The 14,620-nt window shown below is 71.6% G+C and carries 14 protein-coding genes; 3 read left to right on the forward strand and 11 right to left on the reverse strand.

All coding sequences use genetic code 11. From position 1 onward, the window contains the following. Positions 1–20: 20 nt before the first annotated feature. The 10 genes from ACWC94_RS34085 to ACWC94_RS34130 form a co-directional block, all read right to left on the reverse strand. Positions 21–1,061 carry a GNAT family N-acetyltransferase gene (locus ACWC94_RS34085; RefSeq protein ID WP_450801159.1) on the reverse strand — a complete coding sequence of 347 codons (1,041 nt, stop codon included), beginning with the start codon at positions 1,059–1,061 and terminating at the stop codon, positions 21–23. Continuing rightward, positions 1,058–2,503 carry a phosphotransferase gene (locus ACWC94_RS34090; RefSeq protein WP_450801160.1) on the reverse strand — a complete coding sequence of 482 codons (1,446 nt, stop codon included), beginning with the start codon at positions 2,501–2,503 and terminating at the stop codon, positions 1,058–1,060. Before ACWC94_RS34090 ends, ACWC94_RS34085 begins: the two co-directional genes overlap by 4 nt. Beyond that, positions 2,500–3,369 (reverse strand): class I SAM-dependent methyltransferase, encoded by an 870-nt coding sequence (locus tag ACWC94_RS34095; protein ID WP_450801161.1) that lies wholly within the window; start codon positions 3,367–3,369, stop codon positions 2,500–2,502. Before ACWC94_RS34095 ends, ACWC94_RS34090 begins: the two co-directional genes overlap by 4 nt. Beyond that, a complete protein-coding gene (locus tag ACWC94_RS34100) occupies positions 3,366–4,634 on the reverse strand; it encodes a protein-L-isoaspartate O-methyltransferase family protein (RefSeq protein ID WP_450801162.1) in 1,269 nt (422 codons plus the stop codon). The genes ACWC94_RS34095 and ACWC94_RS34100 overlap by 4 nt, the downstream gene beginning before the upstream one ends. Continuing rightward, positions 4,631–6,235: an NUDIX domain-containing protein gene (locus tag ACWC94_RS34105; protein ID WP_450801163.1), complete on the reverse strand. Its 1,605-nt coding sequence runs from the start codon at positions 6,233–6,235 to the stop codon at positions 4,631–4,633. The genes ACWC94_RS34100 and ACWC94_RS34105 overlap by 4 nt, the downstream gene beginning before the upstream one ends. Further along, positions 6,232–7,629, reverse strand: coding sequence for an MFS transporter (locus ACWC94_RS34110; RefSeq protein WP_450801164.1), 1,398 nt, complete (start codon positions 7,627–7,629; stop codon positions 6,232–6,234). The genes ACWC94_RS34105 and ACWC94_RS34110 overlap by 4 nt, the downstream gene beginning before the upstream one ends. Next, complete coding sequence (locus ACWC94_RS34115) at positions 7,626–9,626, reverse strand: ABC transporter ATP-binding protein (protein ID WP_450801165.1); 2,001 nt, start codon at positions 9,624–9,626, stop codon at positions 7,626–7,628. Before ACWC94_RS34115 ends, ACWC94_RS34110 begins: the two co-directional genes overlap by 4 nt. 394 nt (positions 9,627–10,020) lie before the next feature. After that, complete coding sequence (locus ACWC94_RS34120; RefSeq protein WP_450801166.1) at positions 10,021–10,272, reverse strand: hypothetical protein; 252 nt, start codon at positions 10,270–10,272, stop codon at positions 10,021–10,023. Then, positions 10,269–10,688 carry a DUF6233 domain-containing protein gene (locus tag ACWC94_RS34125; protein ID WP_450801167.1) on the reverse strand — a complete coding sequence of 140 codons (420 nt, stop codon included), beginning with the start codon at positions 10,686–10,688 and terminating at the stop codon, positions 10,269–10,271. The genes ACWC94_RS34120 and ACWC94_RS34125 overlap by 4 nt, the downstream gene beginning before the upstream one ends. After that, on the reverse strand, positions 10,669–10,875 hold the full coding sequence (locus ACWC94_RS34130) for a hypothetical protein (protein WP_450801168.1): 207 nt from the start codon (positions 10,873–10,875) through the stop codon (positions 10,669–10,671). The genes ACWC94_RS34125 and ACWC94_RS34130 overlap by 20 nt, the downstream gene beginning before the upstream one ends. Positions 10,876–11,511: 636 nt before the next feature. Between ACWC94_RS34130 and ACWC94_RS34135 the strand changes: the two genes are divergently transcribed. Beyond that, entirely contained in the window at positions 11,512–11,805 is a 294-nt protein-coding gene (locus ACWC94_RS34135; protein WP_450801169.1) for a pentapeptide repeat-containing protein, read from the forward strand. Here the strand turns inward: ACWC94_RS34135 and ACWC94_RS34140 are convergent. Continuing rightward, positions 11,688–11,948 (reverse strand): Tn3 family transposase, encoded by a 261-nt coding sequence (locus ACWC94_RS34140; protein WP_450801170.1) that lies wholly within the window; start codon positions 11,946–11,948, stop codon positions 11,688–11,690. The two genes, ACWC94_RS34135 and ACWC94_RS34140, sit on opposite strands and share 118 nt — an antisense overlap. 204 nt (positions 11,949–12,152) lie before the next feature. On the opposite strand from ACWC94_RS34140, the gene ACWC94_RS34145 reads away from it, so the two are divergent. Both ACWC94_RS34145 and ACWC94_RS34150 read left to right on the forward strand, forming a co-directional pair. Continuing rightward, positions 12,153–13,865 (forward strand): sensor histidine kinase, encoded by a 1,713-nt coding sequence (locus tag ACWC94_RS34145; RefSeq protein WP_450801171.1) that lies wholly within the window; start codon positions 12,153–12,155, stop codon positions 13,863–13,865. Next, positions 13,858–14,544: a response regulator gene (locus ACWC94_RS34150; protein ID WP_450801172.1), complete on the forward strand. Its 687-nt coding sequence runs from the start codon at positions 13,858–13,860 to the stop codon at positions 14,542–14,544. Before ACWC94_RS34145 ends, ACWC94_RS34150 begins: the two co-directional genes overlap by 8 nt. The last annotated feature ends 76 nt before the right edge of the window (positions 14,545–14,620 follow it).

The raw sequence follows: 14,620 nt of genomic DNA on the forward strand, positions 1-14,620 counted from the left end.
CAAGACGATGCTGCTGTTGCTCATGCGTCCCCCCAGGTGTCGACGTATGCGGCCACGCCGGTGCGGCGGGCCTCCTCCACGGCGCGCAGACGAGCGAAATCGCGGGCCGGCATCAGTGCCTCCCACTCGGCAAGGGGCAGGACGCGGGCCTCGTCGTGCTCGCGCGGGTTGAGGGTGATGCCCCGCATCTGTTCAGGGGTGAGGCGACCGCCGTCGAAGATCAGCTGCAGCGTGCTGTACGGACGCTGTGCCCGGGGCTGTCCGAACACGGTGGCCAGCAGCCGGGGCGGACCCGCGGCGGTCAGGCCGGTCTCTTCCCGGCACTCGCGCAACACCGCGTCCCAGGGCCGCTCGCCCAGATCCATCGCGCCGCCGATCATGTGCCAGGGGTGGCCGGGGGAGTAGACGGAATGCAACTGCAGGGGCCGGTCGTCCTCGTCGGTGACGTAGAGGCACACGAACGCGGCAGCCCGGGGCAGGGCGTCGGCGTACTGCTGCGGCGGCACCCACGTCGAGTCCGGCTGCGCAGCGGGCACGGCACCGGCGGGCTGGCGGTGGCGGGTCATCCGCATCAGTGCCGGATTGCCGCTGAAGCCGAGCTCCCGGTACAGGGGCGCGGCCTCTGTGCTGGTGTGCAGCTCGAACAGTGTGACGTCCTCGACGTCGGCGAGGTGGTCGAGGAGTGTGGAGACGACGGCCCGGGCGTAGCCGCGGCGCCTGAACTCGGGTTGGGTGGCGACCAGTTGCACGCGGGCGGCTCGGCCTCGGGGGTAGCTCGGGGCCGGGAGCACGGGGTGGATCAGGCCGAGGGCGCAGGCGGCCATCGTGCCGTCCGGGGCATCGACGACGAAGGCCCGGGCGTCTCCCTCCGGCGTCAGCCGTGGCGCCAGGTCGTCCGTGCACTGCCGGACCCAGTCCTCGGTCAGCGGTGAGGACAGGACGTATTCGGAGCGCATCCGGGTGATGGCCTCGGCGTCAGCGGCGGTTGCCGCGCGGACCGGCGGCCGCCCGGCGGCGTCGCGCGGCTCGGCCGCGGCAGTGGGTGCCGTGTCGGCGTTCACGTCGCATCTCCTGTCGTTGAAAGGGCTGCACGGTGCTCGGCGCGCAGCCGGGCCAGCGTCCGCCTGCCGCGTTCGACCAGCTCGGGATCGCCGTGGGCGGCGCCGTACGCGATCCCGCTCACGGAATCGAGCGCTGCGTCGATGACGAGGCGGGCCTCCTCGGCGGCGGTCAGGGACCTGCCGTACCCGGCCAGAAACGCCTCGAACAGGTCGGGGCGGCCGGCCCAGGCGTCGGACAGGCGGACCAGATCCCGTACGGCTGGCCCCGGCTCACTTCTCTCGAGGTCGATCACCGCCACGAAGACATCAAGGTCGTCCGTCTCGTCCGCGGCGTCGGGGGTGTAGAGGATGTTGCGGAGCTGGAAATCTCCGTGGGTCTCCACCCAATCCAGCGGTTGCAGGTCCTCGGCCTGCCGGACGAGCTCGCGGATGAACTCCTCATCACCCGGGAGCAGATGCGACCGCGCCCCAGCCAGGTGCCGGTCAGACTTGGCCACGGCGGGGCCGCTGCCGGCGGGAGTGGGCCGTGGGGGAGAGGACTGGTGGATGCGGCGGGCCAGTGTGCCGATCCGTCGGAAGACCGCCCTCTCCCGCCCCGGTGCCAAAACGTTGCCGTGCAGCGGGCGGCCCGGTACCGCGGTGAGGACCACCGCCCGCAGGGTCTCGTAGGTGGCGACCAGCCGGGGTGCGGCCGCCCCCAGCTCCGGCGCCCACGTTCGTAGCCCTCGCACTTCCCGGCCGTGGAACCGCTCGTTCTGGTGGACCTTCACGTACCAGGTGCCGCCCTGGACGCCGTGGACCCGCCACACGCGGCTCTCCTCGCGCGCCCACGACGTATCCGTCCACTGCGCGATCCGGCCGACCGCCCGCTCCGCGAACTCCACGACCGCGGCGTCGGGACGGGCGGTAGACGCCTGGCGGGTCTCGTCCGGAACGAGGCGCAGTCGGTCGGCGCCGGGGTCGAAGGCGATGCTGTCGCTGGGCAGTTGGAAGTGCACGGCGAGGCGCACGCCGGCGATGTAGGCGTCCAATCCGGCACGGCAGTACGCCACCATCTGGGCGGGCAGGGCGGTAAGGGGTGCCCAGTCCATCGCGTCGCAGACGTCCGGCTCGGCGATGCCGGGTTCGCCCTTCCACTGCCGGACCTCGAAGAAGTGCCCGGTCCGGGAGGCGCCTCCGGGGCTGCGGTGGTGCACGGTCACGGCGGAACGCACGTCGGCCGGGTCGATGACGACACCGGTCTCCTCCCGTGCCTCGCGGATCAGGGCGGTGACCACGTCCTCGTGCGGTCCGTCCAGATGCCCCGACGGCAGGTGCCATAGGCCGGCGGCGTACACCTGCCCGGCCCGCCGGGACAGCAGGACCTGGGGCCCGTCGGCTGTCTCCCGGCGCAGGATCACGTGGACGTCCACCGGCTCGGTGTGCCGCTGCCCGCCGCTCACCGCGCTCCCTCCGGACGACTGGCGAGCAGAACCCTGAACGTCGCTTCCTCGACCAGGGGCCCGTCCACCGCGTGGGCGTGGAGAAGTCCGAGGGTCTCGTCCTCGAACGCCTGGTGCCGCTCTGCGAAGAGCTCAGGAGCGGCGAAGGACGTGGTGCGCAGGTAGCCGAGTACCTCCTGCGGCGCCCAGGTGCGGGTCACGGGGAAGAGATGTTCGGTGACGTCGTTGAACGCTGAGGCGGCGAGGTCCTCCTCGTACGAGCGGCGGGGCTCGGCGTAGGAACTGCGGGCGCCCGCCCGGCGCTCTTGGCCCAGGTAGCGCTGGATCAATTGGCGCGGCGCACGGGTCCAGGCGGCGTCGTGGGTCCACAGGCTCCCGTCGCCCATGATCGCCGCTGCGGCACCTGGTGCGGCGACCCGGTCGGCCATCTCCCGGACCGCTGGACCGTTGATCCAATGGTAGGACCGGCAGCAGGTGATCAGGTCTGGGCCGGAGTCCGGTTCGCCGGGCAGCGTCGCGAGCGGCTCGTAGGCGTCGGCCGCCGCGTTGACCAGGGTGAGGGTGCAGTGGCCGAGCACGGGGGTGATGGCTTGCCTGGCCTGATGCAGCATCTGCGGGCTGACGTCGACGGCTTCGATGTGCGTCAGGTCAGCGCCGGCGGACAGGAGCGCGAAGGGCACCTGCCCGGTTCCGGTGCCCAGGTCGAGCAGCACCGGGGACGGACGGCCCCGCAGCGTGTCGGCGAGCAGGCGCACCACCGCGTCCGACAGGCCGGGGCTGTGGCGGGCGTAGGTCAACGCCGCGCCCTCGAACAGTGCCTCCTGCTCCGGTGAAAGGCCCGGAAGGGGCCCGTCGGGGTAGGTCACGAGGTGGCTCCCTCATCGAGCGGGCTGGCGACGGGTAGTTGCCAGGACAGTCGCCCGCACTCGGACATGGCGCGCTGCCGACCGTCCGCGTCGAAGTAGAGGCGGTAGCGGTCGGGGGAGCGTGCGGCCCGCCACCGGTCGGCGAGGTCCTGGATCTCTTTCCAGACGTCCCGTGGCCCTTGGACGGTGACGCTCCAGCGCCGGTGGCCCACCGGCTCCGCTCGCATCCAGGATCCGCAGCCGGGTGCGCCGATCGCGAGGTGCTCAGAGCCGAAGTCCCGCACCAGACCACCGCCGAGGAGGTGGTCGGCCGCCAGCCAGAAGCCGCGATCGCTGTCTGCGGGCGGCGCCAGCATGCTCCGCTGGGTCCACGTGCCCGGCTCGGTGGCCATGCGCTCCCGGAACTCCTCCCTGAGCCAGATCCGCGCCATGCCGTACCCGGCACGGTGGGCGAATTCCACGGCCCGCAGCTCCGCCGTGAGCCGCCCGTCGGCGGTGCGCTCGATGACGGCGAGGCCGGGCCACGACGGGGATGCGCTGGTCACGTGCGCCAGCAGTTTGCCCTCGGGCGCGAGTTGCTCGACCAGGGCCGTCGGCACGCGCTCCACCGTGTACGACACGAAGATCCGGTCGAACTCCCGGCCCGGGACGCCCTGTTCGCCCGAACCGCACACCACCTGCGGCCGGAAGCCGAGATCGGCCAGGCGGGCAGCGGCCGCGGCGGTGAGGTGCCGGTCCCGATCGAGGGTGACCACCCCCTGGTCGCCGCAGACCTGGCAGGCCACCGCGGCGGTCACCCCCGCGCCCGTCCCGATGTCCAGCACCCGCAGACCCGGGCGCAGATCCAGCTCCTCCAGCAGCTCGACGGTCAAACCCATCACCGTCGACATCGACGTGATCGACGCCCCCGACCGCGTCCCGCGTGCCCGGCCCAGCAGCGGCTCTCCATCGTGCTGGACGAGCACACTGGCCCCTCCGTACAGCAGCCCGAGCAGCTCGGGGCGGTCCAGCGGCGCCGACCAGTCCAGCAGATCCCACTGCGGCAACTCCTCTCCCGGCCCGCCGCGCCGTACGTACGCCTGAGGCATCAGCACTTCGCGGGGCAGCGCGAGGAGGGCGTCGCGGACCGGGCCCGGCCACAGAGACCCTTCCTCCTCTAGCCGAGCGACCATCGCCGCCCGAGCGGCTGCCGGATCCGCTTCCGCATCCGTCGGTGTGGCCCCGCCGGCCGGGCCGCCGCCGGGACAGGTGTCCAGAGTGCTCATCGCTCGCCCCAGCCCTGTTCGGAGTACAGGCGCCCTCGAAGGATTCCGTCGATCGCCTGCCGGGTGTACGGCACGACCGCTTCCGGCAGGTCCTGCGGCTTCCACCACCGCCACTCCACGCACCGGTCGGGCTCCAGGACCTCCGGGTTGCCAGTCCAGGAGCGAGGCTGGAAGACGAGCGCGATCCTCGGCCGGGCGTCGGGGGAGTCGACGTGGTGCACCGCGTGGACGAGATCGACGTCCTCGGGCTCGATGGTGAGGCCCGCTTCCTCCTTTGCTTCCCGAACCAGGCAGTCGATCGCCGTTTCCCGCTCGCAGTGGCCGGCCAGGAAGTGCCAGGTATCCGGCGCATACGTGGAGTCCGGGTGGCGCAGGCCGAGGAGGATGCGACCCTGGTCGTCCTGGAGATGGAGGTGCACACCGACGATGTGCAGCTCGGTCCCCGGCGGAGCCTCGTCGGCCAGCGGGCCGGTGCTGTCCGGCAGTTCCTTCGCCGCGGGGTGCTCGGCCGCGTGGCGCCGGATCAGCTCCCCGAGCCCGGGACTCAGGCGCAGCCGGTCGAGCATGTCCACGGTGCACCACGTCAGAAGGACACCTTCGCGGAGATCCGCCGCCTCGGCATCACCGGTCCAGTGCCCGGCGTAGACGCTGATGGGCACGGCTAGGCCGTCGACGCTCGTCGCCTCCTGGACGGCGAACGGCATCAGGCCCGTGGGTTCCAGGCCCGGCGTCTCCTCTGCCAGCTCGCGCCGCAGTGTCGCCTCGAGGCTGGCATCGTCCCGCGACCGTTTGCCTCCCACGAGGGCCAGGACCCAGGGCTCCCACATGCCTTCGCGGTCATCTCGTAGATGAAGGAGGTACCGGCCAGCTCCGTCGTGGATCAGGGCGCTGGCGCTGACGGGCTCCGGGCGCCCATCCAGGCCGTGCGGCTCGGCAGCGAGGAGCTTGGCCCGCAGTGTGGGCGAGCGCACGTCGGCGTACGGGAGCCACTGGGCCCCGGCGACTTCCTCGTCCTGCAGAGCGAGCGCGGGCGGTTGCTCGGAGGTGAGGTAGAACGCGAAACGGACATCGAAGTGCTGGTGAGCGGCCTCGCCCTTGGCCGCATTGGCGTCGATGTCATGGACGTCCACGTCGATCGGCTCGTCGAGGAACTGTGGAGTCAGGCACAGGTCGCCGGGACGCAGCCCGGCCTCTTCGCACACCTCCCGCACGGCCGCGGCCAGGAGCGTACGGTCACCCGCCTCGACGTGGCCGCCTGGAGCGAGAAGCAGCCCCGTCACCCGATGTCCGATGTGGAGCACCCGACGGTCGCGGTCGATGACCACCGCGCTGCAGGTGACGTGACCGGGCAGCGTGGCCCGGCTCGACGGCTCGCCGGTGCCTTCCAGGACAGCCAGCAACCCCTCCAGAGCGTCCCGTTCCTCGGCATGCCGACTGAGATAGGCCTCGACGGTCGCGCGGATATGAGAGCGGGTGGGCGGCACGTGATCACCTCGGACGTTGAAGGGCAGGGAGTAGGTGCTGAGCAGGAGGGGCACGCCCGACGGCGGGGCCGCCGATGACGGCTTCGGACCGGGGGCCGTGTCCGGGTTTGTGTTCACGGGCCGCCTTCCGAAGAGCGGTCGTTCCGCACATTCACGGCGACTGCGGGATTCGGGACGATCGGCCCCGACGGCGTCGGAGGTGTGACGGCTTCGGCTGAAGGAGAAGCCACGGCGGGTGAGCCGGGCATGTCCAGCAGACCGCGCAGCGGGGAGCGGTAGAGAACCACCAGGGGGACGATGAGGAGGCAGGTACCGGCAACCAGGGTGGGGCGCACGCCGATCCACGTGCCGAGCCCGCCGGCGAGGAGCGCGGCCACCGGCCGCCCACCGGAGGTGAGCCAGGTACTCACGGCCTGCATCCGGGCCTGCATGCCGTCGGCGGTGACGATCTGGCGAATGGTGCGCTGGGTCGTCCCCGCGGCCCCGGCACAGGCCAGCTGAAGGAACAGGGCGGCAGCGATGGCGAACTGCCAGACCACGCCCGGGGAGGCGAGGAGCAGAGGGATCTGGGTGAGCGGGGTGATCGCGAGCGCGCTGAGCATCATCGGCCCGGGCCCGTAGCGCGCCGCGAGTGACGGGGCGGCCAGCGCACCGGCCGCCGCGCCCAGCGCCCCGAGTCCCAGGACCACGCCGAAGGCGGTCGCGCTCATCGCGAGGGACCTGAGCAGGTACAGCGCCCACAGGGTATTGAGGAGCGCCAGGGCGGCCGACGTCGTGGCGTTGACAAGGGTCAGGGTGTGCAACCGGTGGTCTTGGTGCACGTAGCGCAGGCCCTGGCCGATCTCGGCGTGCAGTCGGCGGTCCTTCGCCGGGGGCCGAGGCCTCTCGGGGGCGTGGATACGGGCGGTGCACCAGGCGCTGAAGAGGTAGGAGAGGACATCCCCGAGGAGCGCCCGGGCTGGCCCGAGGAGCGCGGTCAGGGCGGCGCCGAGGTTGCTGCCCGCGGTGGCCGCGACGGCGAAGAGCCCGCCGATGCGGCTGTTGCTCCGCTGGAGCAGGGCTCGGTCGACCAGGCTGGGCAGGAGGCTGATCGCGGCGGCATCGTGCAGCACGCCCGCCGCGCCCTGCACGGCCGCGACCACCATCAGCTGGGTCAGGGACAGCCGGTCCAGGGCGGCCGCCACCGGCACGCTGGCCAGCGCGGCGGCGCTGACCAGATCACCGGTGATCATCTGCTTCCGTTTGGAGTGGCGGTCGGCAAGGGCCCCGGCGTGCAAGGCCAGGAGTGCGGGTGGTAGTTGGCTCAGGAATGTGAGCCAGGCAACCTCCCCCGTGGTGGCATCCAGCTTGAGCACCGCTAGCACGGGGATCACCATGGTGCTGACCGAGCTGCCGGCCACGCTGGCAGCCTGACCGGTCAGGTATCCCCGAAAGTTGTCGTGGCGCCACAGCGACAGGTGGGCGCCGGCCGGTGGGAGTGCGGGTTGAGGCTGAGGGCCGTCGGGCATCATGCCGCCTCCCCGGCTTCGGCGCGGTAGCCGGCGGCCTGGAGGGTGAACATGGCGGCGTACTCGCGGCCGAGGTCCATCAGTTCCTGGTGTGTTCCGGTCTCGGTGATGCGGCCGCCGTCGAAGACGAAGATGTGGTCGCACTCGACCACGCTCGCCAAGCGGTGGGAGATGAGCACGGTGATCCGGTCCGGGCGGGCAGTGTCACGCAACACCGTCCGGTATACGGCGTGTTCGGCGCGGGGGTCCATGCTGGCGGTCGGTTCGTCCAGCAGCAGTACCGGCGCGTTCTTGTACAGGCCGCGGGCGACGGCGATCTTCGCCCACTGGCCGGCCGACAGCTCCTGGCCCCTGCGGAACCGTTTGGACAGCAGCGCTTCCCACTCGCCTGGCAGGCCGGCGACGACCTGCTCGGCGCCGGAGGCCCGCGCGGCGTCCAGGGCCCGGTGCGGTTCGGCCTCGGTGAGGGTGCCCCGGGAGATCGTGAGGTTGGCCAGCGCGCTGAAGGGGAAGCGGACCGGATCCTGCAGCACGCAGCCCACCCGGGACTGCAGGGACTCGGCGTCCATCTCCCGTACGTCCACGCCGTCCCAGCGGACCGCGCCCCCGTCCTGGGGGTCGTACAGTCCGGCGAGCAGCCGTGCGCAGGTGGACTTTCCGGAGCCGTTGACGCCGACGAACGCGACCGTCTGACCCGCGTGGAGGGTCAGGGAGATGCGGTCGAGTGCCGGGCTGTCCTTGCCCGGGTAGGTGAAGGACACGTTGTCCAGCGTGATGGTCCTGACCGCCTGCGGAGCAGGCAGCCCTCTGCGGCGGGGCTGCAGTGCGCGGCAGCGTTCCTGGAAGGCGAGGAGGTCGTCCACCCACATGGCGTGCTCGTAGACCAGGTGGGAGACGTCGACGAGCCGGGTCAGCGAAGTCTGGGCGGCCTGGATGGCGAGGACCGCGCCCGCGCCGGCGGCCAGCGGCAGCCAGCCCGCGATCAGCATGGCGCCGAGCGCCGTGTAGGTGATACCGGTGCCGATCCCTGAGACGGCCCGCCCCGCCAGTGTCAGCCCCGCTGAACTCACGCCGAGACGGGTGTCCTCCTCGGCGATCCGCTTCGTCAGACGGCGGTGCTCCTCCAGCAACGCCCCCTGGGCGGTGTCGGAGCGCAGTTCGGCGGCAGCGTCCCGCTCCAGCAGCAGCCAGGAGAAGACCCGCACCCTGCGCTGCAGCGCGTTCCACCGCTTGAAGGAGTGGAAGCGGGCCCGAGCGGTGCGCACGGCGGCCGCGCCGACGGGCACCACGGACAGCAGGAGCAGCGGCAGCAAGGCCGGGTGCAGGACGCCCGGAACGCCGGCCGTACCCACCAGTCCGAGCAGGGCAGCGGCTAGGGAGATCACCTGGCCGACGATTTGCCTGGCGTAGAACAAGCCGCGGTCGTTCGCCCGATACGCCTCGTCGTGCCAGTCGGCGTCGTCGACGACTTCCAGGCGTACGTGGGCGGTCAGGTCGAGGAACTCGCACTCCAGGACGGTTCGGATCTTCGGTGTCACCCGGGCCTGTGCGACGGCGACGCCAGCATCGAGGAGCGCCCGGGCGGAGAGGAACCCGACCACGTACAGCAGTTGGGGAACAGCCGCACGCACCCTGTCCGGCGTGGGGCCCTGGGCGAACAGTTCCCGCAGCACCGACACCGAAGCCATAAGCCCGAAGGCCGCCATCGCGGCCGAGGCCAGCTGCAGGACCACGACCGCGACGGTCGCGCTCCGGCCGGCGTGCCAGGCCAGCCGGCCGATCTGGCGCACGATCCGCGGCAGCCGGGCGAGGATCTGTCCCACCGTGGCCTTGGACGAGGCGCCGTCATACACGGACCAGTACGCCTCCGCCAGGCCGTCCGTGATGTCACCGTCCTCAGGTCCTGCGGGCACGGCGGCGGGCGGCAGCGGTAGTTCTGCCCGGCGGGGGGCCGGCACTTCCCCCTGGGGGGTGCTGTCCGCATCGCTGCCGGCGCTCATGCCCCCCTCCGCGTATCCGGTCGTGCTGCGCCCTCGGCGGCGTCAACCCGGTGCCGCGATTGAGCGGAGCAGAGGGCGGCCAGGTGGGGACGTTCGAATACGGTGGCAGGACTGGCGGGGGCGGGCACGGGATTCACGGGGTCCTCCAGATGGACACACGAGGGGCACTGGTGCTCTATCAACGGCCCCCGGATGGACCTGTAACGGGCTGATCCGGGGCAGATCGTGGACAGATGTTCCATTTGGTGTCTCGGGTCAAGCAGGCCTTGCATCGGGGCGTGCCGGTGTCGCTCGAACAGCTCGGATCACCCTTCGGGGTACTGGTGTGGGGCTGGCTGTTCGCGCCGGACGTTCGGGCAGGGTGCTGTCCCGGCCGCCGGGTGACCGTCGCCAATCAGCTGGAGGAACCGTTGGCGGCTTCGGCTGCGCGGCAGGCCCGGCACGCCAGCTGAGCGTTGTTCCCGTAGCGTTGCGTCGGCCCCTGGCAGCGTGCGCAGTAGCCGACCTGGTTCGGCGAGCAGCCCAGCATGAGGGCGGCCGTCGCGCGGTCCGTGGAGGGGCCGATGCGTCGGGGCACCTCGTGCATGTACCCGAATGTACGTCCGACCAGGCCGACGGGTACCACGTCGTCACCCGAGATGCTCACGCCAGATCCATGCCCAGTTCCGTGTCCGGCTGGCAGAACTGGCACGGCTCGATGGTCGGGTCCGTGAGCGCTGCCCGTGCCTCGTCTGCCCTGATCCGGTGCGGCGTGCCCTCGATCATGTGGCAGTCGGCCAGGTGGATGAAGGCGGGCTCGGACCCGTGCGGGGTGCGCTTCTGCCGGACGACATAGCCCGTCTTCACGGGTGGGGGAACGAAGCCGGGCAGTGGGCCCGCGCCCTTCACCTTCCGCATCGGCCGCTGCTGCTGTGGCGGCCGTTCGGCATGTCCCAGTGCAGTGAGGACGGCCTGTCGCTGGAGTCGGAGGTATATGCCGACCGTCTCGTTCTCGGCGAGCTGCTTGTCGAGGTGCGCCAGGATCGCCCGCAGTCGGGTCGGGTCAGAGGGTAGGTCGGACATGGCGCGCCCCATGCAGCGCCGCCCAGCCCGCTGACCGCCGGCCCTGCCAGTACGGATGGAACAGCACCTCCGACGACAAGTGGATGAGCTGCTGCCGGAGCGCGGTACGCGGTCGTACGGCGAGCTGCCGGTAGGTGGCGTGCCACTCCTCTTGGGCTTGCGCGAGGTCGTCGGGAATCGAGCTCATAGCCAGATTCAATCATGTGTTCGATTTTTCGGGCCAGTGGAGGAACCCGGTCGGCGTGCCGCAGTGTACTGAACGGACTGGCAGGTGGAGGGGCTGCCTCGGTGCTGTCACTGTCGCTGGATGTCGTGACGGCCGGGTACACTTGGCCGCGGCTGTTCGTACTGGTCGCGGGCTCGTGTGGGGAGCCCTGGTGGCCACAGCCGCGCATAGCCAGATCGATGGGCCGTGGCCAGCCTTCATCTTCGGCATCGGTGCCCCCGCCACGACACGCGGCATCCTCTCTGGCGTGGAGGTGGGACCGCGACCCAGACTCAGCGCAGGGCCGTCGGCCGGCCTCAGCTCCGGCACAGGCGCCCGTACCGCAGAGTGGGGGGGGCCATGAAGACGCACCCTGACACCGCCCTCGGCCGCCTTGCCCTGGCTGCGCGCCCTCCCCAGCCCTGGTTGCGCGTCCGGACCTCCAGCAATTGGTGGACCGGGGTCCTCCTGGCCAGCGGTGCTCGACGCCCACCCCTGATCGGCGCGTACCTGCCCGGCGCGACCTGACCAACACATGCCTGCGCGGCATGGACCTAACCCTCGCGGACCTGCGCAAGGCCTCCCTGGGTCGCGCGGACCTGCGCGAAACTCGGCCTCGTGAGCCTGCGCGACGCGGACCTCCGCAGCGCGCGCCTGGACCACGCGGACCTGACCCGCGCGAACCGCACCGGCGCGTCCTTGGGCAACGCGAACCTGGGCGACGCGAACCTCACCGGCGCGGACCTGACCCGCGCGGACCTGACCGCCGCGGACGTGACCCGCGCGAACCTGGCCTACGCGCACCTGTTGCTGGCGATGTACGGGGTGACGGTGGCCAGGTCCACCGGGTCGACCTCCCAGCCCTCGTCGATGAGGTCGTTGGCCACCTTCGTGATGTCCACGGCGGTATGAAAAATGAGGCAGTTCGCCAGCAGTTCGTTGAACTTGATGGTCTTCTCCTGGTGGTCCGGGGCGTTGTCCTGGAGCACGTCGGAGGCGAACATCAGCCAGTTGCTGAACTTGTGGAACGCCTCGACCGCCCGTTGGGTAGTCAAGCGCGGACTGCTGGGAACGCGGCGGGCTGCGTTCCCGGTTGTCCGTGGCTGACCGCCTCGACTCGTGCGGCAGGGGTGTGAGGCGGGCAGATGCCGCTGTGGCCGGGCTGCTCTGTCCCAAGAGAGGGTCTCTATCTGTTGGTAGAGGCGGGTCCTCCGTGAGGTGCAGGGGATCCCCCTTCGGAGCCGCCGATAATCGACGTCATGTTGTCCAGCGCACCACCAGCCATCGAGAAACGCCTGGTCCGCAGCCCCTTCGCGGGGCCCGGCGAACGGGGGTGGCAGCTGTGGCGGGCGGGGGCTGAGACGGTCCTGGCCGCCGTAGTGGTGCTGCTCACCTATCTGGGTGAGTCGTGGATCGAGACCAGACTGGCGGGGCGGGTCCCGGCCCTGGCGGTCGTCGGAATCGCGTTGGTGCTGGTGCGGCGCCGTTTTCCGGTGGTCGGTGTGGTCGGGCTTGCGGCGCTGATGGGGATGGCGCCTGCGGCGGCGTTGCTGACCGCGGTGGCGGCCTACACCGCGGCCCGGCAGTGCGAGCCGCCGCGGCGGGTGGGGCTGCTGCTCGGGGCGGCCGGTGTGGCGATGGTGACGTGTGCGGTGTCCGCCTCACTGGTGGAGGCGGGCAGCTGGGTTTTCGGTCTGGCGCTGGGTGCGGTGCTCGCAGTGACCACGGTCGTGATGCCCGGGCTGGTGGGCACTGCTGCTGGGCAGCAGGACCGGCTGTTGCGGGCGTTGCGGGAGCGTACGGCCGCCGCGGAGGAGGCGCGGCGGCTGGCGGACAGCGAGGCGCGGGTGCGCGAGCGGTCGCGGATCGCCGCGGAGATGCACGATCTGGTCGGGCACCGGCTGAGTGTGGTCTCGCTGTACTCGGACGGGCTGGAGCTGGCGCTGCGCAAGGAGGCGCCCGGGCTGCGGGACGAGGCGACTGTGGTGGGCCGTGCCGCCCGCGAGGCGATGCGGGAGTTGCGTGAGGTGCTGGGGGTCCTGGGCCCGGTGGGGCAGGACACCGGCGCTGAGGCGCTGACGGACGCGACGGGTACGCGCGCGGACATCGAGGCGCTGGTCGAGGAGTCGCGCGGCGGTGGCATCCCTGTCGAGCTGTGCTGGGAGGGACCGGATCTCGACGCGCGGCCGGTCCGCGTGCGGCGGGCGGTGCACCGGGTGGTGCGCGAGTCGCTGACCAATGTCCACCGGTACGCGGTCGGAGCCCACGTGACCGTGTCCGTCCGCCACGCCGACGAGCGGGTGGAGGTGCGGGTGCGCAACGGCGTGCCGCCAGTTCCGCCGGCCGCCGTGACCGGCCTCGGCACCGGGCGGGGGCTGCCCGGGCTGCGGGAGCGGGTGGCCTTGCTCGGCGGTGAACTGGAGGCGGGGCGGACGCCTGGTGGCGGCTTCGCCGTGACCGCCGACATCCCTGCCGAGCGCGGGCCCGGTGCGGAGCCGCCGACGGCCGAGCCGTATGAGGAGGAGCCGGGCGACGCCGTCGAGGAGCCCGGCCGAGGGCTGACCGCCCTCCAGCGACGCCTCGGCGGTGCCGTCATCGGGCTGGTCGGCCTGGCGGGGGTGGGTGTGATGATGCTGTACGGACTTGTTCTGGTGCACAATGCACAGCTCGGTGCCCACCCTCGGAGCAACGAACAGCCACGGGTGGGGATGTCGCGGGAGCGGGTGGAGCGGGCCGTGTCCTTTGACTCCGACACAGTGCGCGCGGCCGCCGCCGGGCGTGAGCCGGCGCGGCCGGTGTCCGCCACGGACTGCCTGTATCCGTATGTGGACAAGCGGTCCAAGGGCGGGCGGCTGGAAATCGTCCGCTACTGCTTCCGGGCCGACACCCTGATCGCGATCGACCGATTCACCGTTCCGATGGTCACGGAGAAGGTGACCGAACCGCCGCAGGGGAGAAGGACACATGACTGACCAGGCCAACTCGGCGGGCTCCGCGGCGGGTTCCACGATCCGGGTGCTGCTCGCCGACGACGAGGAGATGATCCGGCACGCCATCCGGCTGATCCTCCGGCACGTCGACGACATCGACGTGGTGGGCGAGGCGGTCAACGGCGCCGAGGCCGTCCGGCTGACGGCTGAGCACCGGCCGGATGTGGTACTCCTCGACATCCGCATGCCCGTCCTCGACGGGCTCGCGGCCATCGAACCGCTGGTCGCCCTCGATCCCAGGCCACAGGTGGTCATGCTCACCACCTTCGGCGACGACGAGAACGTCACCCGGGCCCTGCGGGCGGGTGCCACCGGCTTCCTGCTGAAGGACGAGGGTTCGCAGGAGTTGATCCGCGCGGTGAGAGCGGCGGCCGCGGGGGATGCGGTGCTCTCGCCCCGTGTCACCGGGGCCGTCATCCAGCGGATGCTGAGCGGCGGCGGGGTCGCTGCTCCGGAGAGCCGGGTGGCAGGGCTGACCGGCCGGGAGCGGGAGGTACTGGTCATGCTGGGGGACGGGCTCTCGAACCCGGAGATCGGCAGGCGGCTCGGCATCGGTGTGGGGACGGTCAAGACCCACGTCCGGTCGATCCTGGAGAAGACGGGATGCGGCGGCCGGGTGCAGGCGGGGCTGCTGGCGCACCAGGCCGGGCTCATGGGCTGAAGCACCTGGCAGGGGCCGCCTGCCCTGCCGTGGGGTGGAGCAGGCGGCTCTGTCTGTCGGTAGAGGGGCCGTGGTC

The sequence above is a fragment of the Streptomyces sp. NPDC001135 genome, from assembly GCF_053598395.1.